Source organism: Bacillus sp. MYb56 (assembly GCF_002976445.1).
GTDB lineage: Bacteria > Bacillota > Bacilli > Bacillales > Bacillaceae_G > Bacillus_A > Bacillus_A mycoides.
On record NZ_PCOH01000024.1, the window covers coordinates 47,209 to 69,932 of the forward strand.

Consider the following 22,724-nt stretch of genomic DNA (forward strand, 5'->3'; position numbering starts at 1 on the left):
CAATGTATATGAGTAATGATAAGAAGTTGAAGTTATTACACTACTTAGGTCTTTTCCCTACCATTCTATGTATAATGCTATTCATTGATATGAGCAGCTTTCCTCATGCAAAGCTCTTAGGCACAATTAGCGGCTCCTTTGCAGCTATTATGCTTGCTGCTTTTTGGAATTTGAAGCTACGTATGAAGAAAGAGAAATCTTCTTAATTTCAGAGTGCAAAAAAATCGAGCCTTATCAGCTCGATTTTTTTACTTATTATTAAAATTCAACATTCTCCAAATACAATCCACTCGCCTCAGCAAGACAATTAATTTGATTACGTTGTTTTTCCTCTAAAATGTTTGGAATTGCGTCCGCCTCTAATTGCCCTAATCCAACTTCAATTAATGCTCCAACAATTTTCCGCACCATGTTATGAAGGAATCCGTTACCACTTACTCTAATTTGTACAAATCCTGATTCTTCGGAAACATCAAGTGTATACACTTCTCGAACCATAGATTTTTTCTTAGACTTTGCATTTGAAAAGGCAGTGAAGTCATGTGAACCAACTAAATGTTTCGCAGCTTCTTTCATGCTTTTCACATTTAATTGTTTATTCACGTGCATGCTGTATTTACGCATAAATGGGTTCGTATGCTCTTCATTCCAAATTTTATAAAGATATGTTTTTGCTTTAGAATTGTAACGAGCATGGAAACGATCTGGTACTTCTTCTACACTCGTAATACTAATATCATTTGGTAAATATTGATTTAAATACTTTTTTACTTTATGTTCTACTAACTTCTCATCACTTTGAAAGTTAGCTACTTGATTCAAAGCGTGTACACCAGCATCCGTTCTACTACAGCCGATAATTTCAATTTCTTTTCCGACCATTTCAGATATTATACTTTCGATTTTCCCCTGAATCGTATTGTCATTATTACCAAGACGTTGCCACCCTTTATAACGCGCACCATCATATTGAATCGTCAATTTATAATTGTTCATTATATTCTCCTTACTTCCATTCGCTAAATAAAATATACCCTCACATAGCTCCTGCTTTGTGAGGGACATATCCTTATTGAATGTTACTTTCTAACAAGTTTCACTACATTTTCTACATGCGCAGTATGCGGGAACATATCAACTGGTTGTACATACTCCACTTCATAGCTCTCCATTAATGTTTCCACATCACGTGCTAATGAGGAAGGGTTACAAGACACGTAAACAACTTGTTTCGGTTTCACTTTTAAAATCGTTTCAAGTAATTTATCATCACAACCTGTACGCGGTGGGTCGACAACAATGACATCTGGACGCCAGCCTTCTTTTACCCACTTTGGTAACCATTGTTCCGCTTTACCAGCTTCATACTTTGCATTTGTGAATCCGTGGCGTTTTGCATTTTTCTTTGCATCTTCAATCGCTTCTGGAATTACATCCATACCACGTACTTCCGCTGCATCATTCGCAAGCCAAAGTCCAATCGTACCGACACCACAATACGCATCCACAATCTTCTCGTTTCCTGTTAAAGCAGCTGCTTTTTTCGCTTCATCGTATAAAACAACTGTTTGTTCTGGATTTAATTGGAAGAATGCGCGTGCTGATAATTCAAATGATAAATCACCTAGTGTTTCTTGAATTACTTCTTTTCCAGCTAATTTAAATGTTTTATCACCGAAAATAACAGATGTTTTACGCCAGTTTACGTTTTGCATAATTGATTTAACACTTGGCATTTGTTTTTGCACTTCTGCGATAAATTGATCTTTATTTGGTAATTCTTCTTTTGTTGTAATAAGTGTGACTTGCACTTCCCCTGTTTGAACTGCAGTACGTGTCACAATTGTGCGTACTAAACCTTTTTGTTTTTTCTCATTGTAAATAGAAACATTTAATTTTTCTAATATACGTCTTACAACTTTTGTCGCTTCATTCGTTGCTTTATGCTGAATCATGCAATGAGAAATATCAATTAACTGATGTGAGTTTTGCTTATATAACCCTGTAATAACCTTTTCGTCTTTACGCCCCACTTGCAATTGACTTTTATTACGATAATGCCATGGATTTTCCATACCAAGCGTCGGACGAATTTTCTCTTCCAGACTGTTATTCATGTACTTCTCAAATGCTTGTACAACGATATCACGCTTTTGATTTAATTGTTCTTTATAATCTAAATGCTGCAATTGACAGCCACCACACTCCTCATATACTGAACATGGTGCTTTCACACGATGTGGTGAGGATTTACGAACTTTTTTCACTTTCGCTTCAGCGAAGCCACGCTGAATTTTCGTTGCTTCAGCAACAACTTCTTCTCCTGGTAATGCCCCTGGAATGAAAACAACTTGTCTCTTAAAATAACCAACGCCTTCTCCGTTAATCCCAAGACGTTTAATTGTCACAGGAAACGTTTGACCAACTTCCAACTTACTCTCTTGTTGCTTTTGTATCATTATTACACCTCTACTCTATACTTTTCCATAAATATAACGCTGCATAACTGCAATATGGTTCACACTCTTGTTTCACTTTTTCTAAAAATGCATCATCAGGCTTATTATCTAATTGAAATACACCTTGCACTGCGCGCTGAATTCCAATGTCTGCTTTTGGAAACATATTTTTCCGACCAAGCCCAAACATTAAAAAGTTTTGCACTGTCCATGCTCCAATACCCCTTATTGGTAACAATTGTGCCGATACTTCTTCTGTTTCGTTTTGTATCCTTGCTAAATCTAATTTACCGCCTACAATATGTTTTGCTAATCCTACTATATATTCGGCTTTTCGCTGACTAAACTTCTGCTCTCTCAATTCTTCTATTGAAATGTTTGCTACTCTTTCTGGTGTTGGGAAAAAGAAAACGCCGTTCTTCTCTGTCCCATATCGTTTTACAAATTGATCTGTTAGCACAGTAGCAAATTTCAAATTTATTTGTTGATGAATTATACAGCGAAGAAGACAAGCGAAATAATCAAATTCTAAAATAATTGGAGTATAAGCATATGTTTCAAATAGTGGACGTAATGATGTGTTTAAAAAATGATTTTGTATATTTTGAAACGGTTCATTCCAGTGAAAAATGGATCTCATTCGTTTCATTACTTTCTCTTGATCTCCTGCCTGACTAGAGATCCAAAACTGTGGATTTTGAACAGTACCAATCCCTTGCAAACGAACAACAATCTGTTCTTCGTCTATAAAAAGCGGGACATAAATTACTTTCTCGTCTAATTGAATAACGTTTAACGGGTCGAAAGATAAACGCTTTAGTACTTCCTCAAAATGGTACGGATATTCTAACGTAACATGTTCGCTCCACATACGTTTCCCCATCCTTTTTACACATCATTATAGCATGAGAAAACCGCAAGCATACATGCTTACGGTTGATTGCTTTTTACTAAATCATCTAGGCTTTTAAAATGATACCCTTTCTCGCGCAAATCATCAATGATTTTCGCAAGTGCTTCTGCATTATCTTTTGATATTGCATGAAGTAACAAAACAGATCCTGGATGAATCATAGTCATTACATTATTATGAGCGTATTGCCATCCTCTTTGCTGATCTACTTTCCAATCAAGAAATGCAAGCGACCAAAACACGTTATAATATCCCATGTCTTTCGTAAGCGCTAGCGTTCTTTCACTAAACACGCCTCGCGGAGGGCGTACATATTTCACTTCTTTTTGCCCAGTAACTTTTTTAATCTCTTCCGTTACGCTCGTTAATTCTTCACGAAGTTTTGCATCATTTACTGTTGTAAAATCTGGATGACTCCAAGAATGATTACCAATAATATGTCCTTCATTTTTCATTCTTAATAATAAATCTTTTTGTGTTTTTATATAATGTCCCGTCACAAAGAAAGTTGCTGGTACTTTTTTCTCCTTCAGTACATCTAAAATCTTTCCTGTATATCCATTTTCGTATCCATTATCAAATGTTAAATAAATATCTTTTTTCTTCGTATCTCCTAAATAAAACCCACCATTTTTTTGTAGTAATTCTGTATATAGTTTCCCTGCATCTGGCACCGTTTCATTTTTAGGACGTGGGATTCCCCAGTTATGTGGTGTATTCGTATAAGCAAATGTTGAAACTGGAACAAGTGCCATCATAATTGAAAAAATGAGACCTATATATAACCATTTATATTTCATAAATAGTCTCCTTTCCATATATAATCGTACCTGTAGTTTCTGTTTCCCTGCTTTCTTTCATGCTGAACATGTTTTTCTATATATACCAAAAAAATGCACCTCGAATAATTCGAGATGCACTTCTCTTTACTTAAATACAGGTTCTTTAAAGCTCGCCAATTTTTCAAGTGATGTTTTATCAACATCAGCATGTAGACTTTTACCATGAGAATCCATCGTTACAACTGCTTTAAAACCATCGATACGTAAATGCCACATTGCCTCTGGGATACCGAATTGTAAGAAATCAACATCTTTCACTTCTTTAATACATTCAGCATAATATTGCGCTGCACCACCAATTGCATTTAAGTACACACCACCGTGTTCTTCTAAAGCTGCTAATGTTTTAGCACCCATACCGCCTTTACCAATTACAGCACGAATACCGAACTTTTTCATAATATCGCCTTGATATGGCTCTTCACGAATGCTTGTCGTTGGACCTGCCGCTTTAATTTGCCAATTGTCATTCTCATCCTTCACTACAACTGGACCACAGTGATAAATAATTTGTCCCTTTAAATCTACTGGACAATCGTTATCCATTAAATGTTTATGAATCGCATCACGTCCTGTATACATCATGCCGTTAATTGTAACAACGTCACCAACACGAAGTTCACGAATTTGCTCTTCTGTAATTGGAGCTTGTAATACGATTTCACGCTGCTCTGTTTGTTCTTGCGCAGCGTCTTGTTGAAGTGTATCTTCACCTTCTTGGTATAACCAATCCATAATTTCACCTGTTTCAGGATGAATTGTTACGCCAAGACGACGATATGCCCAACAATTATACGCAACAGATACGTAGAAGCTCGCTGGCAAACGATTATATACTCCAATTTTACAACCTAATAAAGTTGTTTCTCCGCCAAATCCCATCGTACCAATGCCAAGCTTATTCGCATTCTCTAATACGTACTCTTCAAGCTTGTGTAATTCTGGAACTGGATTTACATCATCTAATGTACGGAATAATTGATTTTTTGCTAATTCGTAACCTGATGTGCGGTCTCCCCCGATACCGACGCCGATTACTCCTGCGCTACACCCTTGACCTTGCGCTTGATATACTGCATGAAGAAGGCATTTACGAATTCCTTCTAAATCACGCCCAGCTCGTCCAAGTCCTTCTATTTCACAAGGCAGGCTATATTGAATATTTTTATTCTCACAACCGCCGCCCTTTAAAATTAAACGTGCATCAATGTAATCTTTTTCCCATTGTTCAAACTTAATAACAGGTGTACCTGGTCCTAAATTGTTTCCGCTATTGTCTCCAAAAAGAGAATCAACAGAGTTTGGACGAAGTTTACCATCTTTTGTCGCCCGCTCAAGCGCACTATAGATAGCTTCCTTCAGTTTTAATTGATTCACACCAACTGGTGTATAAATTTTAAACGTTGGCATCCCTGTATCTTGGCAAATTGGCGAGATATTATCATCTGCCATTTTAATGTTATTCGTAATTGTGCCAAGTGCCATCGCTGAACGAGTCCCTGCATTTTCTCGCTCTTTCGCTTGTTGAATCGCACGACGAACATCCTTCGGTAAGTTCGTTGACGTTTCAACAACTAGTTGATACATGCTTTCTTGAAGCTTTTCCATTGTACTTCCCCCTCAATTGTGAACGCTACCAAAACGTTATGAGATGAAAATTCCATTGTTATGCTCTTCAGCTTTTTATTTATCCCGCATTAACGGGCAGTAAGACTCCCACCTCAAAATTCAGGTGGAGCAAAGAAGTTAGGTTGGAGATCAACTGCCCGTAAACGCCCGATTGGTTCAACTAATACTCAGTGGGGAATGACCCCCCACTGAGTAAAGTTTCACTTTATTTCACGCTATTAAAGTATAAATGAAATTTTTCACAACTTGATTATACCTTTTTTTCTATATTCCTTCTATTATTCGCACAGAAAAAGGCTGCCAATTTTGTAGTGGCAGCCTTTTTAATATATTATTCGTCTTTTTTAAATTGCTCACATTTCAGTTCTAATTCATCTAACATTGCAAGAAGACGATCTACATCTTCTAATTCTACCTCTTCTGGTTCAATCGTATCAATTACTTCAATGAACATATTTAAACGTTCTTTCAAATATACTAGTTGTGAATCTTTACCTTGAATTGCTTTTCCCATGAAGGCACTCTCCTTTTAATTCGAGTTGCTTTTATTATACCGCAAAAATGATTGCTATGGGCATGTAATTTCATCAATTTCGTCACAGTAATTCATTATAATGTAAGCCCTCTCTCTTTTTTCACAAAAAAGTTTCACTTTATAAAAAGCTCATATTCTTCTATTATAGAGAATGGACAAATTGTTATTTCAATAGTCAAAGGAGTATTTCATATGACGATATCACAAATAATGAAGCCGATTACTCCTTCTTACGATCCATGGGAAGCGTATATGGACCTTGAAGAGTACGGCAAACTACTATTAACAAACGTTGAGTTTACAACGACGACGTTATGCAATATGCGTTGCGAGCATTGCGCTGTTGGTTACACATTACAGCCGAAAGATCCAAACCCGCTTCCGATGGAGCTTTTATTAAAACGATTAGATGAGATTCCTCATTTACGTTCTTTAAGTATTACAGGCGGAGAACCTATGCTTTCAAAAAAATCCGTCGACAACTATGTAACACCACTCTTAAAATACGCCCATGAACGAGGCGTTCGCACTCAAATTAACTCAAACTTAACTATAGATTTAGCACGTTACGAACAAATTATTCCCTACTTAGATGTATTGCACATTTCACATAACTGGGGAACAATCGATGACTTCGTTGAAGGCGGATTTGCAATGATGGAGCGTAAGCCTACTTATGAACAGCGCGCTAAATTATTTGAAAGAATGATTACAAATAGTAAAGCTCTATCAGAGGCAGGTGTACTCGTATCAGCCGAAACTATGTTAAACAAACGAACTCTACCACATATTGAACATATTCACCGTCAAATCGTTGAAGAAATGGGCTGTAAACGTCATGAAGTTCACCCGATGTATCCGAGTGACTTCGCTAGCACACTTGAAATTTTAACAAAAGAAGAAATTCGAAATGCAGTTGAACATTTATTAGAGATCCGTGATGAAAATGTGTGGATGTTATTCGGAACATTACCTTTCTATGCATGTAGTGATAATGAACACGATTTAGCTACACTAAAGAAATTACATGAAAGTAAAAATGTAACTGTCCGCAATGATCCAGATGGTCGTTCTCGTTTGAACGTAAATATTTTCGATGGAAATATTATCGTGACCGACTTCGGTGATGTCCCGCTTCTAGGTAATGTACAAACAAATACACTACAAGAAGCTTACGACAAATGGTGTGACTCAAAAACAGCAAAATCATTAAGTTGCCATTGTCCTGCCGTGAAATGCCTTGGACCAAACGTTCTTGTAAAAAATAGCTACTATCCAAAAGAAGATTTCTTATCAAAAACATCAAACATTATGTTATAAAGTGAAACTTTAATCAGTGGTTGTTTTGTTCATCCCCCACTGATTATTAGCCCACACCAATCGGGAGTTTACGGGCAGCAGGGCCTCCCACCTAACTTCTTTGCTCCAGCCGAATTTTGAGGTGGGAGTTTTACTGCCCGCAAATAGCGGGATAAATAAAAAACGTCAGCTTATAGGCTGACGTTTTTTATTTCATTGTGCATGCGATGAAGAAACAAATTTAAAAAATAAATGATCATGAATTGGAATAGCGGCTCCGATTCCTTGAGATGTAATATTTTTCACGACAAGCTTTTTTTGATTCCCTTTTAACACAAGGTAGACTTCTCCAAATGTTACTTTTCCTTTTTCATTTACTGCTGGTGTATACGCATATAAATATCCAAGTTGACTTGGACTAATATTATAAACACGCTCATGTCCGGTACCATAACCAATGGTTGTTTTAAATGAAAGTGGCAATTGTACTTTTTCAAGCGCTTTTAGAAGCATCATTTTTTTCACATCTGTAGTATCTTTCATATCTGCTGTTAAATCACCTTCGATTGTCTTTTGGGTTTCTTGCTTATAGCGAAGTGGGTATAAGCGATCCCCTCCGCGATTATCATATACATTTCGATTTACTTGCTTATATTCCCAATTAATCGATGTGTCTATTGACTCATAATTTAATGCCCATTGCCCTAAATAAATTTTCGCTCGGTACCCTACTGCAAGCGGCGCATTCGAAATTGTCGTTTCATTAAACATTCGAATTAAATCTGGGTTTTCAATTTTGATATTTGCTGTTTTCAATAGTTCTTGCGCAAACTTACTTGGCTGTAAACGCGGTAAATCTTGTGCATCATTTGGAAATGTATTATCCTTTGAAATATTTAAAACAGATGAAGGCATTTTTACTTCTACCGTTGTCTTTGCAAAACTACTGTTAGGAAATAATAAAATAAACGAGACCATGGTTGAAAGACATATGCTGTATACTCGTTTCACCTGTCTGGCTCCTTCCTATGTAAAGGTATATAAATTACTGTATTTAGTGTTTTCCCTCTGAAGCATTGTTATCCCTATTTTTCATAATAAATAAAAACCAATTCCCATAATGACATACGCAGCTAATAAAGTGCCTCCTTCAAACCAGTTTGTATCCCCATCATTTGAAATAGCAATAGTTAAGAAAACAGCTGTAATCATGGAAACAAGCTCTGGTATTGTAAATACTAACGGCATCTTTTGTGCAAAAAACATCGAAAGAAGTACTAAAACAGGAGCAACAAACATGGCGATTTGTAATGTAGAACCTACTGCAATTTCTACTGCGATATTTACTTTATTTTTATATGCCATAATAATCGCAGATGCATGTTCTGCTGCATTACCAACAATTGCAACGATAATAACCCCTATAAATAACTCTGACCAGCCAAACGACTTTGCGACCGTTTCAAAAGTATGTACGAGTGCCTCTGACACATAAGCAACTGCAAGTGTTGCTATCGCTAAAATGAGTAGCGCTTTACCTTTGGACCACTCTGGCTCTTCCTCATGCGCTACTTCATCACTTTTATGTTGATATACACCGCGGTGCGTAACTAACTTAAATAGCAATGCAGCAAGATACATAATGATCATGATAATAGAAACACCAATACTTAATTGATACGTCTTTCCAGCATCCATCTTCATTGAAAAAATCTCTGGAATAACAAAAGCTACGACAACAGCAAATATTAATAAAGCTGAATTATGTCTTGCATCATAAACATTGAAACTTTGTCTTTTATACTTAAGGCCACCTATAAAGAAGGATAACCCTCCTACCAGTAATAAGTTTCCAAGTACAGAACCAGTTAAGGAAGCTAAAACAACTTCTGTTAATCCTGCCTGGAGTGCATAAATTGAAATGATAAGTTCCACGGCATTACCGAAAGTTGCATTTAATAAACCACCTATCCGAGGCCCAGAAACAATTGCTAAACTTTCTGTCGCCCTCCCCATAAAACCAGCTAATGCAATAATAGTAATGCAGTATACAGCAAACATAATAGTTTGTGGCCAATGAAGTGTTTTTCCGATTACAGAAAGTGGTACACCTATAAGCGCTACTATGAGAAATATTTTATTAAACATGCTTTTCATCCTTCCATCGTATGTATTTCTCCTCGATATTATTATTATTCATCTCCTAACTTGTCCGATTTCATCACAATTACGTTTAAAAAATCGGATTGAAGAAAACAGTATGAAAGATATTTAAATTATCTTGTCCAGACAGAAAAAATTATGAATTATGAAAAGAGGCAAAAAATATGTACTTAAAAGAAAAAATCGCAACTATTATTCAAGGTCAACGCACTGGTGTATTATCTACTGTACGTAACGATAAGCCACATAGCGCCTTTATGATGTTTTTCCACGAAGATTTTGTACTATATGTTGCAACAGATCGAAATTCAAAAAAGATAACAGATATTGAAAAAAATTCCAATGTACATGTGCTACTTGGACGTGAAGGAAAGAAATTAGATGAGGATTACATTGAAGTTGAAGGCATAGCTTCCATCGAAGAAGATCAAACATTAAAAAACAAATTTTGGACTAATAGCTTAAAACGCTGGTTACTCGGTGCGGAAGACCCTAATTACGTACTAATAAAAATCAATCCCGATACAATTTATTACATCGATGGTGCTGGTACGACCGAGCCCGAGTTTTTACGACTATAAAATAAAAACAAGCCCCCTTAGGTGGGCTTGTTTTGTCGAAAGGTTCTTCTGAAAAAAACAATAAAATAGGTGGAACTTTCTAAAGATTCTGTTATATAATAGCAGTAACTTAAATAAACTGTATTAAAACAGATTGAGGGGAGAAATTAAAATTGATGAAAAGAGAAGAACGAAAAAACATGATTGAGTTTATTGAAAAGAAAAAAGGGATTGAACGTGACGAATTATTATTTATGACAGACGATGAAGTAGAGCATATTTATAATGTAACGTACTTTTTATATGAAGAAATAGCAGAGTAGTATAATAAACCCCCACCTTATTAAAAATATAGGGCGGGGGTTTATTTCGGTTTTTATACATGAGAATGATTTTCATGTATAATAATGTAAGATCGGAGGAGTTTCACTATGAGTTCATGGCTATTATTCGCACTATTATCAGCAATTGCTGCTGCCCTCGTATCTATTTTCGGAAAGATTGGTTTAGATGGAATCGATGCCAACGTCGCAACAACGGTTCGCTCTATTATTATGGCATTATTTATGGTAGGAGTTATTATTATACAAGGTAAATTTCAAAATATCGGTGATGTCCTCCTAAATAAAAAAGCACTGCTATTTATCACATTAAGTGGAATCGCTGGTGCTTCGTCATGGCTATTTTATTTTCTTGCGTTAAAAACAGGAAAAGTTTCACAAGTAGCACCTATCGATAAATTAAGTGTAGTATTTTCCATTATTCTCGCGATGATTATATTAGGTGAAAAGTTAAACTTTATGACCGGTATTGGTGTAGTCTTTATTACAGCTGGTGTATTATTTATTGCTTTCAGCTAAAAAAACCGCTATTATTAGCGGTTTTTTCTTTTCCTTATGTAAATCCACACAATCAATATTACAATTGCCGAAACTAATAAAATCCATATTCCATAATGATGTAAACTATATTCAACAAAGCGCCACTTCTCTCCCAGTTTCCAACCTAAGCCAATAAAAACACTTATCCAAATTAGTGCACCACCGTAAGCATACAAACAAAATCGCCACAATGTTAAATTTGAAACTCCAGCAAAATATGCTGTTAAATGACGTACTCCCGGTATAAAGTAGCCAATCATTAAAAGAAATGGACCGTATTTTTCAAATAAAATATGTGTTTTTTCAATATGATGTTCCTTAATTCTAACTTTCGGACCATATTTTTTTAAAACAGGGAGCCCAAGTTTTAAACCTAATATGTAACTTAATGTAATGCCAAGCATTGCACCTGCCATTCCACTTAAAAAAGCAGCTGTTCCTGACATAACTCCTTTTGAAATGTTATATCCAATAAAAGTCAATAAAAACTCATCCGGTATAGGTAATCCAACAATCCCGCCAGCTAAAGCTATAATAATTCCAAAATATCCATAATGTGCGATTAACTCGCCAATATGTTGTTCCATTCGGAAGACACATCCTATACACGATCGTTATCCCATATTGTGCCCATTCTATCTTTAAGACAAACATGGTATACATATTCACTATACATTGTTTTTATAATGAACTCTACTTCTATTCCATTCCTTAAATAGAGATTTAATCGGTGGTTTTTTATCCATCCCCACTGATTATTAGCCTGAACCAATCGGGATTTTACGGGCAGCAGGGCTCCCACTTAACTTCCTTGCATTCGCTCAATTTTGGAGTAGGAGTCTTACTTCCTATAAATAGCGAGATAAAAAAATAAAAATTCATAGGCTTATTTTTTTGTTACAATAAAGGGAAGTTACTTTTTGCAACGGTTTAACTCTCAAGAAAAATGATATATCTAGCAAAAACATAGTTTGGTCTATATAATGCAACTTCTACCTATTAGAGTAACATGCACCCTTTTACATACAACATCATTTTTCTAAATTATACAGGGGGAACGAACATGACCATTGAAAAACAATTTATCCAAAAGATTTACTATAAAACATTTTTAACAGAAGACTCTTCCATTCCGGTAGCGGAAGTACTCGGTGAAGCATATATAAATGAATCAAAGAATGAATTCTCCAATATATCTAATGTTCGCTTTGCACAAGGTGAAGTTTATTTTCAAACTAACGACTTTGAAGCCGCTATATTCAAATGGGAGAAAGTAAATAATGAACTTGCTCTCTGGGCTATGAAGAATATTGCAGATGCTTATTTCGAATTAGATTTCTTGCCAAAAGCAGAAGAAATTTATACATCTATCCAAACAGAAGATACAACTCTTACAATGGAAGTCTCCCTACAACTTCTTTCTCTTTATATAGAGCAAAATCGTTTAGGACTAGCATTTAAGACGATTAGCGAGGCTGTTGCATTTCAACCAGACTATCCAAATATTACTGCAATCGCTCGATCGTTCTATGAAAAACAAGAAGATTGGAATAATGCTATTGAACTCGCTGTTCAAGAAGGAATTCGAACAAAATCATTACACTGGTTCGATACTTTAATCAATTATGTGAACAGAGGCTTTACTAAAAAAATTAAACCTGAGTATTTCTATGAATCTTTAAAAGCCTTATATACAATTGATCAAGTTCAATTTAAAGAGCTTGTTATCTCACTTTGGAACAGCTATGAAAATGAATCATTCCATCTACCTTGGATTCAAACAATAAATCACCTATTCTTACATGTTGAAGTAGATGCTCATGACGATTGGAATGAAATTTCTACTCGCTATCAAGAGACGTACTTCGAATTGATTACTGGACAACATTTCATGCACGAATTACAAGGACTTGTACCAGATTTATTAACAAATTGGTTTAGTTTAATGAGAGCGGAAGATTCTTTACTTGTCTCCGCAGCAGTATTAGCATGGAATGAAGTTTCACCGACAACTCTAGAATCATTACTCGTAAAAAGCGCAGGTGCCTTACTTTCAAATGCATCAGCTCATGCAAATGTTGATATGGCAGACGTATCAGCATTATTTGAAACGATTGCTGTATGGGCTGAGAAGAATGATGTAGATTTAGGTCATCAATTCACACTACTTGTTCGTGAGTTATACGATTTAACTGTTACACAACTTCTAGTAGCAGGAGCTAGCGATTATGATAAATCAGCCTTTATTAACTCTATACTAGGAGAAAATATATTAAATGAGGCTATAACAACTTCAATTACATTTAAAGATGATAGTCAAACTGAAATAACTGAGCTTACAGAACTAGATATACGAAATATACCAAACTTTGACGAACTTCATAACATACTAGCGGTACCTTCTCAGTCAAAACTAGAAAGAAAATGTATTGAAGTTAAATTACCAAGTAGATTTTTACGAAAAAATAAGTTTTCATTCCTTGTCACACCTACTGTGCATGGACAACTTGACAAAAACAGCTCTCACTTTGAATACTTACAGGCAGCAGATAGTCTCATCTATGTCCTAAATTCAGCTTCACCATTACATGATGAAGAGCTCGATACATTATTATATATTCGTGAGCAAGTACCAAATTTACAAATTAAATTCGTCTTACAAACAATTGATACGAATACTAGTGAAAATATCACGAACAGCATTAAAAAGAAAATACTCGTACATTTCCCAGAAGCACACTTTTTCCCTTACTCTCCTTCACAAGAGAGTAGTGAACAGCTAGGTAATGTAACAGACTCTATTCTTTCTAACCTTACTCAGCGTAACGTGGAAAAAGAACGCATTGAAAAATTATTATGGTTTATCCAAAAAACAATTGCATACCTTGTAAATGAACGTGTGGAATTAGAAAATACGTTAGTGAAATCCGTTCGCTGGAATAAACATATTTTAGTAAAACTTGATGGTTTTATTAATAATCTTACTGCCATTCAAAAAGATAAAATTCGTTCTATTACAGAATCTTATCTCTTAACGAAAGAAGAGATTACGCAGGATATACATTCTCAAATTCCTGAATTGTTGCAGAGTTGCTCTGACCTCGTTCAAGAAGATAGTGATTTCAAACTGGTCCATGAAGAACTAAATGTAGCAATGAATGAAAGAATTCAAAAACATGTACAGCAAGTGCTTCTTCCTAAATTTACTGGGTCTATTCAAGAATGGATTGAAACTGCTCATAATGAATTCATTCAAGCTCAGGCTTATTTAGATGAAATGAGCGATACCTTTAATAAGCTCTATGAGGAAGAGCGTATTAAACTTCCTTGTGATTTCAAATTACTAGATGACTGGGATAGAGATGTTGCAAGAATGACGAATAGAATTACAGTAGCTAACATCAATATTTTATTACGCTTTACACCGACACAATTCTTCTTAAAGAGTGCAGGGAAATTATTCGGTAATATGCAAAAAAATCAATCTATGCTATCAAATAAATATAAACAATATATTGAAACAGAAGATTATACAGAAGTTGCTCAGATGATTTCAAAACAATTCTTCCTTCAATTTGAAGTATTTGAAGGTGCGCTAGAACGGGATATCATGATGTTCTTTAAAGACCCTCTTAGCATATTGAAACAAACCGTAGAAGCGGCCCAACTTGAAATACAAGAAGATGAGCAAACATTAACAAAGCTAAGAACAAACCCAGAAACTTATCATGATCCTTTAACACTCTTTAAATTGCAATTGTTACAACGAAAATTCATGTTAAATATCGACCAAAATAATGAACATATTGCTTCACAAGAAACAATAAATAAAACACCGACTGTTTAAATAAGAAAAACCAAGCAACTAATTCGCTTGGTTTTTCTTATTTTTAATCTACAATTTTCACATGTTCAAATGGATAATATATCGCCATGAACTTTCCTAATACTTCTGTTCTATCAATGAGCCCTAAGCCGTTCCTACTATCCCTACTAACTAAACGATTATCTCCCATCACAAAAATTTTATTTTTAGGAATTGTAATCGGTCCAAAATCTTCAGTTAAATTGATAAGTAATTTTTCTGCCTGTTTTTTATTATTCTTTAAATACTCTTCATTTTTCACTTGATGATTAACATATAATTGATCATTCTTCATCTCAATTACATCTCCTGGTAATCCAATAACTCTCTTCACATAGAAATTATCTGTCTGCACGACAATAATATCCTCTCTCTCATAACTTTCAAATCTCTTTGCAAGTTTATTAATTATTACTTTATCTCCATCTTGTAACGTCGGCCTCATCGATGCTCCTTTTACAGTCGTAGGGAAAAACAAAAAGATTTTTGCCAAAAACACTAATAAACATGCAATTGCAATTATTTCAAAGAATTCACGCAAACTTTTTTTCTTTTGCATCATTCCACCATCTCATCATCTTTTTATTTTTATTATAAGTACTCCGACTGGTTAATTTCCACAAAATTCTGAATTACAACATTAGAATATTACAAATATAAAAATAATAATCCCTATAAATTCACTATTTTTATATACTATGTTTTCCATCTATCAAACAGGACTTTCCCTATGAAATTTATGCTTAGAAAGTATAAAATACTGCACAAATTAAACAAACAAATATAATAGCATAACAATAAAAAAGATACTCTCAAAATAGTCTATCAACTATTTTTGAGAGTATCTTTTTTATAATCCTACATATACAATACACATCTGCGCTGCGACATATGTAAACCAAATCCAAAGCGGTTCATACTTCAGTTTGCGCCCTCCAATATCTGTCACGCCGATAATAAAATCAGAAATCACAAACAGTAAACCACCAAGTGCTGGTATCCACCATATTCCTATATTCTCGTAATATAAGGCAAATGCAAAACATGCCATTCCTCCAACCCACAAACCGTAAATTAGAGCGCCTATTGTAAAAAGTTTGTCTTGTTTTTCATTTCGAATAAAGAAAAACCACCCTATAATTAGAAAGAGTCCGTATACGAGTAAACCGATCCAAAAACCATTCCATGAAATACCTGTTTGTAAAAATGCTTTCACATAGAAACAATGTGCAAGAGCGAAAGTAACCATTCCTCCAATTAATCGATGACCAATTGGAATTAATCCTGCCATAAATAAATCCCCTACAGTTGATAAGGTCATACCGAGTGCAACCCACGTACTGTACTCAGCCGATGGATCTTGTAACCATATCCAAATTGCACTTCCTGTTAAAGAAAAACTAAGAATAAGACGAACTGCTAAAGGTAACGGCATATTATTTCTCGTTCTCTTCGTCTGTCCTATTGCATAAATTGCTCCCATTAAAAAAAGAATAATTTGCCCGACTAACACAATGTAAAGTACATTCATAATATGTTCTCCTCAATAAATGCTTTATTCTATCTTTTTTTCGTTACATATATCACGTTCTCCTTTTTCTATGTAAAAAAAGAAGAACAATACTGTTCTTCCATTTTAATCGTTTTTCTGTTCTCTATGCTACTTGTTTTTCTTGCTCAACTTTCTTTTTAACCGGGTTACGATTTACTACAATAATTCCCGCTGCGACACACGCTAAACCAAATAGTACAAAGGAATGGATTGCTTCCCCTAAAATTAGACTTGATAGTAGCACACCAAACACTGGTATAAAGAACATATACATCGAGACTTTCCCTACTTTGTTATACTTCATAATTGTATTCCATATACAGAATCCGGCTGCTGATAAGAACGATAAATATATGAGCATAAGTATTGCATGTAGATTAAATGTGAATGGCATCATTCCAACTTGAAATGCACCTATACATAGCAACCCCATTGATCCGAAAATCATCTGATATGCTGTCATATACCCAATATCTAATGTTTTACTACCTTCTTTCGCTAATATGTTTCCATACGAATACATCATGGCTGCCCCAAGAAGTAATAAGCTACCTATTCCAAAATGAAATGATAAACTTCCATCACTCGGTACATTCACTAAAATCACACCGCAAAAACCGATAGCTACTCCAATTACTTTTCGCCTATTTAGAGCATCATCTTTATATAAAAAGTGTGCGAGTAAAATTTGAAAGAATGATGATGTTCCTGAAATAATCGCTCCTTCAATTCCTGAGCTGTAACTCATTCCAATATAAAAACATATATATTGAAGAAAAGTTTGAAACAAGCCAATTTGAACTAACTGCCTTCCTGTTCCTTTTTTGAACTTCATATCTTTTCCTAACGCTTTAAAAAATAATAAGAGCATTACACCAGATAAGAAAAAGCGATAGCCAGCAAATAATATTTGTTCCCCGACTTCTTGTGGCTGAATTCCAAGTTCAGCATAGCTTAATTTAATAAAGGGAAATGCGCTTCCCCATAAAAATGTTGCTACTATTGCAGCAATAAACACGCCAATCGGATGGGTAAAAAATTTCTCTGTCTTCAACTTGATGTCTTCCTTTCCGACCTTTTTATGAACAATATTCATATATACCAAAGGAAATGCGAAAACACAAGTTTTCAGTTTATCCCGCTATTCGCCGGGCAGTAAAAGCCCGATTGGCGAGGGCTAATAATCAGCGTGGGATGAACAAAACCCCCACTAATTAAAGTTTCACTTTATACTAAAACAAAAACATATCATCTAAGAAAAACATATGCTATACTATAGAATAATTACAATATAATAACTATTAAAATCAGATTCAACAGAAATGCTGCTATCCATTATGGATGGCAGCTTTCGTCGTTTTATAGGGGTTTCGATTTTGATTCTTTTTCTCAATAAGAATTCGGAAGGAGCGAGTATTAATGAACGCAGAAGTAAAAACATTACAAGCACAAAAAGATATTTCTAATCCCTCTTTATGGGATACATTAAAGAAACATTATGAACTTATATTTGCAATCGCATCTGGTATTTTTATTTTAGCTGGTTGGTTATTCACAAAAAATAATGCAATAAGTGCAGGTATTACTTTATATATCCTTGCTTATGTAATTGGAGGATTTGCAAAAGCGAAAGAAGGTATTGAAGACACAATTGAAGAGAAAGAGCTAAATGTTGAAATGCTCATGATTTTTGCAGCTATCGGTGCCGCAGTTATTGGTTACTGGGCAGAGGGTGCTATTTTAATCTTCATCTTTGCATTAAGCGGAGCAATGGAATCTTATACATTAAGTAAAAGCCAAAAAGAAATTTCAGCGCTTCTTGATCTACAACCTGAAGAAGCATTACGTATTTCAAACGGAATTGAGGAACGTGTTCCAGTTGAACAATTACAAATTAACGATATTATTTTAATTAAGCCAGGTGAGCGTGTTCCTGCTGATGGCACAATTCATACTGGTGAAACAAATATTGATGAAGCTGCTATTACAGGAGAACCCATTCCGAATGAGAAAAAATTCGGCGATGAAGTATTTGCCGGCACTGTAAATTTACGTGGTGCTATTGAAGTTAAAATTACGAAGCCGAGCGATCAAACATTATTCCAAAAGATTATTCGTCTCGTTCAAAGTGCACAAAGCGAAAAATCCCCATCACAACTATTCATCGAAAAATTTGAAGGAACATACGTAAAAGGTGTACTACTTGTTGTTGCGCTTATGATGTTTGTTCCTCATTTCTTACTTGATTGGAGTTGGAATGAAACGTTTTATCGCGCGATGATTTTACTTGTAGTCGCTTCTCCTTGTGCGCTAGTTGCAGCCATTACACCGGCAACTTTATCAGCAATTTCAAACGGAGCGAGAAACGGTATTCTCTTTAAAGGTGGTATTCATTTAGAACGTCTAGCTTCAGTAAAGGCGATTGCCTTTGATAAAACAGGAACATTAACACAAGGAAAACCTACTGTAACAGATGTATATGTTCGAGAAGGCATAGCAGAAAGTGAAGTACTTTCTATTACAGCAGCGATTGAAAGTCACTCTACACATCCTTTAGCAGAAGCGATTGTTAAATATGCAAAACATGCTTACGACATTACGATAAAAAAACCAGAAAACGTTGAAGATGTAACTGGTTTTGGATTAAAAGGAATATTAGAAAACAAATCTTATAAAATTGGTAAAGCTGATTTTATTGGAGAAGAAACAAAGACATTTCATAATGGCATTTCTGCTTCACTTGAAAAAGAGGGGAAAACTGTCGTTTATATTAGTGATGAGGATGGTATTCTTGGACTGATCGCTTTAAAAGATACCCTTCGCCAAGAAACGATAGCGGCTATTCGTGATTTGCAAAGCATTGGTGTCGAAGCAATCATGATTACTGGTGATAATGAAGAAACAGCAAAAGCAATTGCCAATGAAAGTAATATAAAAGAATATTACGCATCATGTTTACCGGAAACAAAAGTTGAAACGATAAAGCAGTTAAAAGAAAAGTACGGCATAGTCGCCATGGTTGGAGATGGTATAAACGATGCACCTGCACTCGCTACTTCTAGTATTGGTGTTGCAATGGGTGAAGGAACAGACGTAGCATTAGAGACTGCAGACGTTGTTCTTATGAAAAACGAATTATCTCGTCTCTCTCAAGCAATCCGTTTATCAAAACGAATGAACCGTATTGTGAAGCAAAACGTTATCTTCTCTTTAGCTGTCATTGCAATGCTGATTTGTTCTAATTTCTTGCAGTTTTTAGCTCTTCCATTCGGTGTTATTGGACATGAAGGAAGTACCATTCTTGTAATCTTGAATGGCTTACGATTATTAAAAGGAAATAAGTAACGGGTCCCTGATAAAGGACCCGTTTTTTTTAATGGTAGCTATTGTGACCGTTCGCACTACTGCTCGTTTTATGCTTTGGATGCGAACTGCTCTTTTGTTTATTATTACTTTTATTATTGTGGTTCTTTTTATTATTACTCATGAAATATCCCCCCTGTTCCCTTTTATTATGGAACAAGAGCTCATTTTTCATTACGGGAATTATTGTCACCCGTTCTATAATGATGGAGTAAACCATTAATTTCACCGCCAAGTAAAATTACCCACGCAGTTAAGTAAAACCATAACATTAAAATAATGATACCACCGAGACCACCATATGTATTAGCGTAATTTGCAAATTTATCTACATAATAGGCAAATGAGTACGATACCACAATCCATCCTACAGTAGCAAATATTGCTCCCGATATGACTTCTCTTCGCTTTAATTTCCGATCAGGCGCAAATGTATATAAAAAGCTAAACAAAGCGATTAAGACAAAGAAACTTGCTACTAAACGCGTAATACTCCAAACATAAGAAAAACTATCCGATAAACCAATTGCTTTAAACACGGCTGCCCCAATCACTTGTCCAAATACTGGGACGATTAGTGCAAACACAATCATAAAAATTATCGCTAACGTGAACACGATAGATAAAGCTCTTGTTTTAATAAAGGAACGGGTTTCTGTTACATCATAAGCGCGGTTAAAAGCGTTCATAACCGCATTCACCCCGTTTGAAGCAAACCATAACATCGATAGTAAACCGAATGATAATAAACCACCATTTTGTTCGTTTACAACTTTATCTACGTTTACTTCAATTAAGTTCATCGCATCTTCTGGTACGTACGGTTCTAATAAATTGAGCACACTTTCTGTTTGAAGGTCAATAAAGCCAAGAAGCGTAATTAAGAAAACAAGCCCAGGGAAAATCGCAAGCAAGAAGAAATAAGCGAGCTGTGCTGCTAAGCCCGCTACATCATCGCGCATCGTCCGGTCATATAAATCTTTCCCAAACGAAAAGGTGCGATTTCTTTTTGCTTTTTCTAGAAATTTCCTCATATTTTTTAGACGCTTTTCTTCTCTTCTTTATTTTGCTTTAGCTCAATGTATGCTTCAGTTTTTTTTTCCTCTGCATTTGAGTCCTTCATAAATAATTCACGCGCTTCTTTCATACCACCATCTTCAGCTACTACTGGCTCTTCTTCTGCTTTAAGCTCATCTACCTTTGGAGATACAGCTTGAATTTCAATCGTTTCCGGCTTTTCTACTGGCACAACTTTTCTCTTACTAAAAATTTCTTTCGTCTCTTTTAACGTTTCTACAACAGACGGCGTCAATTTTTTGATTTCTGCTACTTTCGCTTTTACTACATTGAAATCAGCAAGTTCGCGTCCTTTATCTGTAACAGTTTGCACTTTTTCTTTTATCTTCGAATTTTCACCAATTTCAATCATCTTTGTTTTTGCTTTTTCTGCTGTGTTTTTTACTTTTTCACGGTTTTCTTTCTTTAACATAGATACAGCTACACCTGCAGCTACACCAATCGCAATGTTTCGAGCAATATTATTTTTCTTTGCCATATTCCTTCACCCTTTCATTTCTTATATTAGAAAGTATTACTTTCTAAGCTTCCTCATATTCCTTGTTCATTTCGAATGAAAGCTACTAGCTTTGCACACCCTTCTGTTACAAGGTCATACACTTCTTGGAAGTTCCCTGTAAAGTAAGGGTCAGGAACGTCTGTCCAGCCACCGTCTGGAACAAAATCGGACAGTCTACCAATATAGCCTTCAGTTTTACCAAAACTTTTTAAATCCGCTATATTCTTGTTGTCCATGGCAATAATATAATCAAACTTTGTTAAGTCTTCTTTTTCTACTTGCCGTGCTTTAATTCCTTCAAAAGAGACTTCATTTTCTTTTAAAATTTTTTTTGTTCCTTTATGTGGCGGATGACCAATATGCCAATCTCCAGTTCCTGCAGAATCAATGACAATTTTCTCTTCGAGTCCCTCTTTTACGACAAGATCCCGAAAAATTGCTTCTGCCATTGGAGAACGACAAATGTTCCCAAGACAAACAAACAATACTCGGACCATATTTTTGTTTCTTCCCTTCTTGGTGCATTTCTTACTATATACTTATATAGTATAAACAACCAATTATTAATTATAAAGGAAATCCCTACTAATTTAATAGGATTGAAAAGTTTCATTAACGAAAATGATAAAAAAATGTTAAGATAACCTTATGTTATTTTAAAGGGGGACACTTCGGTGGATTTATCCGTAAAATCAGAAGCAAACGTTGAATATATGGTAGAAGCTATTAAAGAAAAATTACGCATGGTTAATGCTGGAGCAATGAGAGCTGCTAGTTTTAACGAAGAAATGTACGAGGACTTACGTGACATTTATGAGCACGTTATGAAACGTGAAACATTCAGTATTAGTGAAATGCAAGCTATTACTGAGGAATTAGGTACATTAATTAAAAAATAACAAAGAGCCTCACGTATTCGAGGCTCTTTTAATTTCAACAAATTCATGACAACTCTTCTCTTTTCCTCCTCTCATTCTAAATTACTGTACAATGAAAGTAGAACCTCACCTTAGATTTTTTCTCCATACATACTACTCTAAAAAAATTGCCACACTACCATTGCTAACTGTTTTTACTGGAGGTGCTT

General features: G+C 35.2%; 23 protein-coding genes. 8 read left to right on the forward strand and 15 right to left on the reverse strand.

What is annotated here, in order from left to right:
• The first annotated feature begins 8 nt into the window (after positions 1 to 8).
• Positions 9 to 206, forward strand: coding sequence for a hypothetical protein (locus CQ058_RS23155; protein ID WP_002140273.1), 198 nt, complete (start codon positions 9 to 11; stop codon positions 204 to 206).
• 52 nt (positions 207 to 258) lie between these two features.
• Here CQ058_RS23155 and truA read toward each other — a convergent pair whose 3' ends face one another.
• The 6 genes from truA to CQ058_RS23185 all read right to left on the reverse strand — a co-directional run bounded on the left by truA (position 259) and on the right by CQ058_RS23185 (position 6,357).
• Entirely contained in the window at positions 259 to 996 is a 738-nt protein-coding gene (truA, locus tag CQ058_RS23160; RefSeq protein WP_002125027.1) for a tRNA pseudouridine(38-40) synthase TruA, read from the reverse strand.
• Positions 997 to 1,079: 83 nt separating this feature from the next.
• On the reverse strand, positions 1,080 to 2,459 hold the full coding sequence (rlmD, locus tag CQ058_RS23165) for a 23S rRNA (uracil(1939)-C(5))-methyltransferase RlmD (RefSeq protein WP_002029595.1): 1,380 nt from the start codon (positions 2,457 to 2,459) through the stop codon (positions 1,080 to 1,082).
• Positions 2,460 to 2,469: 10 nt separating this feature from the next.
• Positions 2,470 to 3,330: a DNA-3-methyladenine glycosylase family protein gene (locus tag CQ058_RS23170; protein ID WP_002191841.1), complete on the reverse strand. Its 861-nt coding sequence runs from the start codon at positions 3,328 to 3,330 to the stop codon at positions 2,470 to 2,472.
• 59 nt (positions 3,331 to 3,389) lie between these two features.
• Entirely contained in the window at positions 3,390 to 4,172 is a 783-nt protein-coding gene (gene pdaA / locus CQ058_RS23175; protein WP_002029593.1) for a delta-lactam-biosynthetic de-N-acetylase, read from the reverse strand.
• A 126-nt stretch (positions 4,173 to 4,298) separates the two neighbouring features.
• Positions 4,299 to 5,822, reverse strand: a complete 1,524-nt coding sequence (gene fumA / locus CQ058_RS23180) for a class I fumarate hydratase (protein ID WP_002091168.1) — start codon at positions 5,820 to 5,822, stop codon at positions 4,299 to 4,301.
• Between the two features lie 352 nt (positions 5,823 to 6,174).
• A complete protein-coding gene (locus CQ058_RS23185) occupies positions 6,175 to 6,357 on the reverse strand; it encodes an SE1561 family protein (RefSeq protein WP_002010264.1) in 183 nt (60 codons plus the stop codon).
• A gap of 213 nt (positions 6,358 to 6,570) precedes the next feature.
• On the opposite strand from CQ058_RS23185, the gene yfkAB reads away from it, so the two are divergent.
• On the forward strand, positions 6,571 to 7,698 hold the full coding sequence (gene yfkAB, locus CQ058_RS23190) for a radical SAM/CxCxxxxC motif protein YfkAB (protein WP_002125019.1): 1,128 nt from the start codon (positions 6,571 to 6,573) through the stop codon (positions 7,696 to 7,698).
• Between the two features lie 192 nt (positions 7,699 to 7,890).
• Here yfkAB and CQ058_RS23195 read toward each other — a convergent pair whose 3' ends face one another.
• Positions 7,891 to 8,688: a YfkD famly protein gene (locus CQ058_RS23195; protein ID WP_002125017.1), complete on the reverse strand. Its 798-nt coding sequence runs from the start codon at positions 8,686 to 8,688 to the stop codon at positions 7,891 to 7,893.
• Positions 8,689 to 8,769: 81 nt separating this feature from the next.
• Positions 8,770 to 9,825 carry a calcium/proton exchanger gene (gene cax, locus CQ058_RS23200; RefSeq protein WP_002191840.1) on the reverse strand — a complete coding sequence of 352 codons (1,056 nt, stop codon included), beginning with the start codon at positions 9,823 to 9,825 and terminating at the stop codon, positions 8,770 to 8,772.
• 179 nt (positions 9,826 to 10,004) lie between these two features.
• Here cax and CQ058_RS23205 point away from each other — a divergent pair, with 179 nt between their 5' ends.
• The 3 genes from CQ058_RS23205 (at position 10,005) to CQ058_RS23215 (ending at position 11,260) form a co-directional block, all read left to right on the forward strand.
• Entirely contained in the window at positions 10,005 to 10,421 is a 417-nt protein-coding gene (locus CQ058_RS23205) for a pyridoxamine 5'-phosphate oxidase family protein (protein WP_105589999.1), read from the forward strand.
• A gap of 155 nt (positions 10,422 to 10,576) precedes the next feature.
• Complete coding sequence (locus tag CQ058_RS23210; protein ID WP_000817786.1) at positions 10,577 to 10,723, forward strand: BH0509 family protein; 147 nt, start codon at positions 10,577 to 10,579, stop codon at positions 10,721 to 10,723.
• Between the two features lie 108 nt (positions 10,724 to 10,831).
• Positions 10,832 to 11,260: an EamA family transporter gene (locus CQ058_RS23215; RefSeq protein WP_002029573.1), complete on the forward strand. Its 429-nt coding sequence runs from the start codon at positions 10,832 to 10,834 to the stop codon at positions 11,258 to 11,260.
• 14 nt (positions 11,261 to 11,274) lie between these two features.
• On the opposite strand, the gene CQ058_RS23220 is transcribed toward CQ058_RS23215, so the two are convergent.
• Positions 11,275 to 11,868 carry a DedA family protein gene (locus CQ058_RS23220; protein WP_002029574.1) on the reverse strand — a complete coding sequence of 198 codons (594 nt, stop codon included), beginning with the start codon at positions 11,866 to 11,868 and terminating at the stop codon, positions 11,275 to 11,277.
• Between the two features lie 476 nt (positions 11,869 to 12,344).
• Between CQ058_RS23220 and CQ058_RS23230 the strand changes: the two genes are divergently transcribed.
• Positions 12,345 to 15,128: a tetratricopeptide repeat protein gene (locus CQ058_RS23230; protein ID WP_002191838.1), complete on the forward strand. Its 2,784-nt coding sequence runs from the start codon at positions 12,345 to 12,347 to the stop codon at positions 15,126 to 15,128.
• 43 nt (positions 15,129 to 15,171) lie between these two features.
• Here the strand turns inward: CQ058_RS23230 and lepB are convergent, their stop codons facing one another.
• The 3 genes from lepB to CQ058_RS23245 all read right to left on the reverse strand — a co-directional run bounded on the left by lepB (position 15,172) and on the right by CQ058_RS23245 (position 17,752).
• Positions 15,172 to 15,708 (reverse strand): signal peptidase I, encoded by a 537-nt coding sequence (lepB, locus tag CQ058_RS23235; protein WP_002191837.1) that lies wholly within the window; start codon positions 15,706 to 15,708, stop codon positions 15,172 to 15,174.
• 288 nt (positions 15,709 to 15,996) lie between these two features.
• A complete protein-coding gene (locus CQ058_RS23240) occupies positions 15,997 to 16,677 on the reverse strand; it encodes a lysoplasmalogenase (protein ID WP_002063659.1) in 681 nt (226 codons plus the stop codon).
• Between the two features lie 124 nt (positions 16,678 to 16,801).
• The gene (locus CQ058_RS23245) at positions 16,802 to 17,752 is read right to left on the reverse strand and encodes a DMT family transporter (protein ID WP_002191835.1); all 951 of its coding nucleotides are present in this window, start codon (positions 17,750 to 17,752) and stop codon (positions 16,802 to 16,804) included.
• Between the two features lie 629 nt (positions 17,753 to 18,381).
• Here CQ058_RS23245 and CQ058_RS23250 point away from each other — a divergent pair.
• Entirely contained in the window at positions 18,382 to 20,043 is a 1,662-nt protein-coding gene (locus tag CQ058_RS23250) for a heavy metal translocating P-type ATPase (protein ID WP_427304007.1), read from the forward strand.
• 182 nt (positions 20,044 to 20,225) lie between these two features.
• On the opposite strand, the gene CQ058_RS23260 is transcribed toward CQ058_RS23250, so the two are convergent.
• Genes CQ058_RS23260 through CQ058_RS23270 form a run of 3 tightly spaced genes read right to left on the reverse strand, consistent with a single transcriptional unit; the run spans position 20,226 to position 22,134 of the window.
• Positions 20,226 to 21,095 carry a YihY/virulence factor BrkB family protein gene (locus CQ058_RS23260; protein ID WP_002063656.1) on the reverse strand — a complete coding sequence of 290 codons (870 nt, stop codon included), beginning with the start codon at positions 21,093 to 21,095 and terminating at the stop codon, positions 20,226 to 20,228.
• A 5-nt stretch (positions 21,096 to 21,100) separates the two neighbouring features.
• A complete protein-coding gene (locus CQ058_RS23265; protein WP_002191833.1) occupies positions 21,101 to 21,616 on the reverse strand; it encodes a DUF4075 domain-containing protein in 516 nt (171 codons plus the stop codon).
• 53 nt (positions 21,617 to 21,669) lie between these two features.
• A complete protein-coding gene (locus CQ058_RS23270; RefSeq protein ID WP_002140258.1) occupies positions 21,670 to 22,134 on the reverse strand; it encodes a low molecular weight protein-tyrosine-phosphatase in 465 nt (154 codons plus the stop codon).
• A gap of 177 nt (positions 22,135 to 22,311) precedes the next feature.
• Here CQ058_RS23270 and CQ058_RS23275 point away from each other — a divergent pair, with 177 nt between their 5' ends.
• Complete coding sequence (locus CQ058_RS23275; RefSeq protein WP_002010236.1) at positions 22,312 to 22,536, forward strand: DUF1128 domain-containing protein; 225 nt, start codon at positions 22,312 to 22,314, stop codon at positions 22,534 to 22,536.
• The last annotated feature ends 188 nt before the right edge of the window (positions 22,537 to 22,724 follow it).

Excerpts from the sequence above, each read along its gene's own strand:
- CQ058_RS23155 (WP_002140273.1), top strand. The coding sequence starts at position 9 with ATGAGTAATGATAAGAAGTTGAAGTTATTACACTACTTAGGTCTTTTC.
- CQ058_RS23265 (WP_002191833.1), bottom strand. The coding sequence starts at position 21,616 with ATGGCAAAGAAAAATAATATTGCTCGAAACATTGCGATTGGTGTAGCT.
- CQ058_RS23250 (WP_427304007.1), top strand. The coding sequence starts at position 18,382 with ATGATTTTTGCAGCTATCGGTGCCGCAGTTATTGGTTACTGGGCAGAG.
- truA (WP_002125027.1), bottom strand. The coding sequence starts at position 996 with ATGAACAATTATAAATTGACGATTCAATATGATGGTGCGCGTTATAAA.
- fumA (WP_002091168.1), bottom strand. The coding sequence starts at position 5,822 with ATGGAAAAGCTTCAAGAAAGCATGTATCAACTAGTTGTTGAAACGTCA.
- yfkAB (WP_002125019.1), top strand. The coding sequence starts at position 6,571 with ATGACGATATCACAAATAATGAAGCCGATTACTCCTTCTTACGATCCA.
- CQ058_RS23230 (WP_002191838.1), top strand. The coding sequence starts at position 12,345 with ATGACCATTGAAAAACAATTTATCCAAAAGATTTACTATAAAACATTT.
- CQ058_RS23270 (WP_002140258.1), bottom strand. The coding sequence starts at position 22,134 with ATGGTCCGAGTATTGTTTGTTTGTCTTGGGAACATTTGTCGTTCTCCA.
- CQ058_RS23240 (WP_002063659.1), bottom strand. The coding sequence starts at position 16,677 with ATGAATGTACTTTACATTGTGTTAGTCGGGCAAATTATTCTTTTTTTA.
- CQ058_RS23205 (WP_105589999.1), top strand. The coding sequence starts at position 10,005 with ATGTACTTAAAAGAAAAAATCGCAACTATTATTCAAGGTCAACGCACT.
- CQ058_RS23215 (WP_002029573.1), top strand. The coding sequence starts at position 10,832 with ATGAGTTCATGGCTATTATTCGCACTATTATCAGCAATTGCTGCTGCC.
- CQ058_RS23220 (WP_002029574.1), bottom strand. The coding sequence starts at position 11,868 with ATGGAACAACATATTGGCGAGTTAATCGCACATTATGGATATTTTGGA.
- CQ058_RS23170 (WP_002191841.1), bottom strand. The coding sequence starts at position 3,330 with ATGTGGAGCGAACATGTTACGTTAGAATATCCGTACCATTTTGAGGAA.
- pdaA (WP_002029593.1), bottom strand. The coding sequence starts at position 4,172 with ATGAAATATAAATGGTTATATATAGGTCTCATTTTTTCAATTATGATG.
- rlmD (WP_002029595.1), bottom strand. The coding sequence starts at position 2,459 with ATGATACAAAAGCAACAAGAGAGTAAGTTGGAAGTTGGTCAAACGTTT.
- CQ058_RS23210 (WP_000817786.1), top strand. The coding sequence starts at position 10,577 with ATGAAAAGAGAAGAACGAAAAAACATGATTGAGTTTATTGAAAAGAAA.
- cax (WP_002191840.1), bottom strand. The coding sequence starts at position 9,825 with ATGTTTAATAAAATATTTCTCATAGTAGCGCTTATAGGTGTACCACTT.
- lepB (WP_002191837.1), bottom strand. The coding sequence starts at position 15,708 with ATGATGCAAAAGAAAAAAAGTTTGCGTGAATTCTTTGAAATAATTGCA.
- CQ058_RS23260 (WP_002063656.1), bottom strand. The coding sequence starts at position 21,095 with ATGAGGAAATTTCTAGAAAAAGCAAAAAGAAATCGCACCTTTTCGTTT.
- CQ058_RS23185 (WP_002010264.1), bottom strand. The coding sequence starts at position 6,357 with ATGGGAAAAGCAATTCAAGGTAAAGATTCACAACTAGTATATTTGAAA.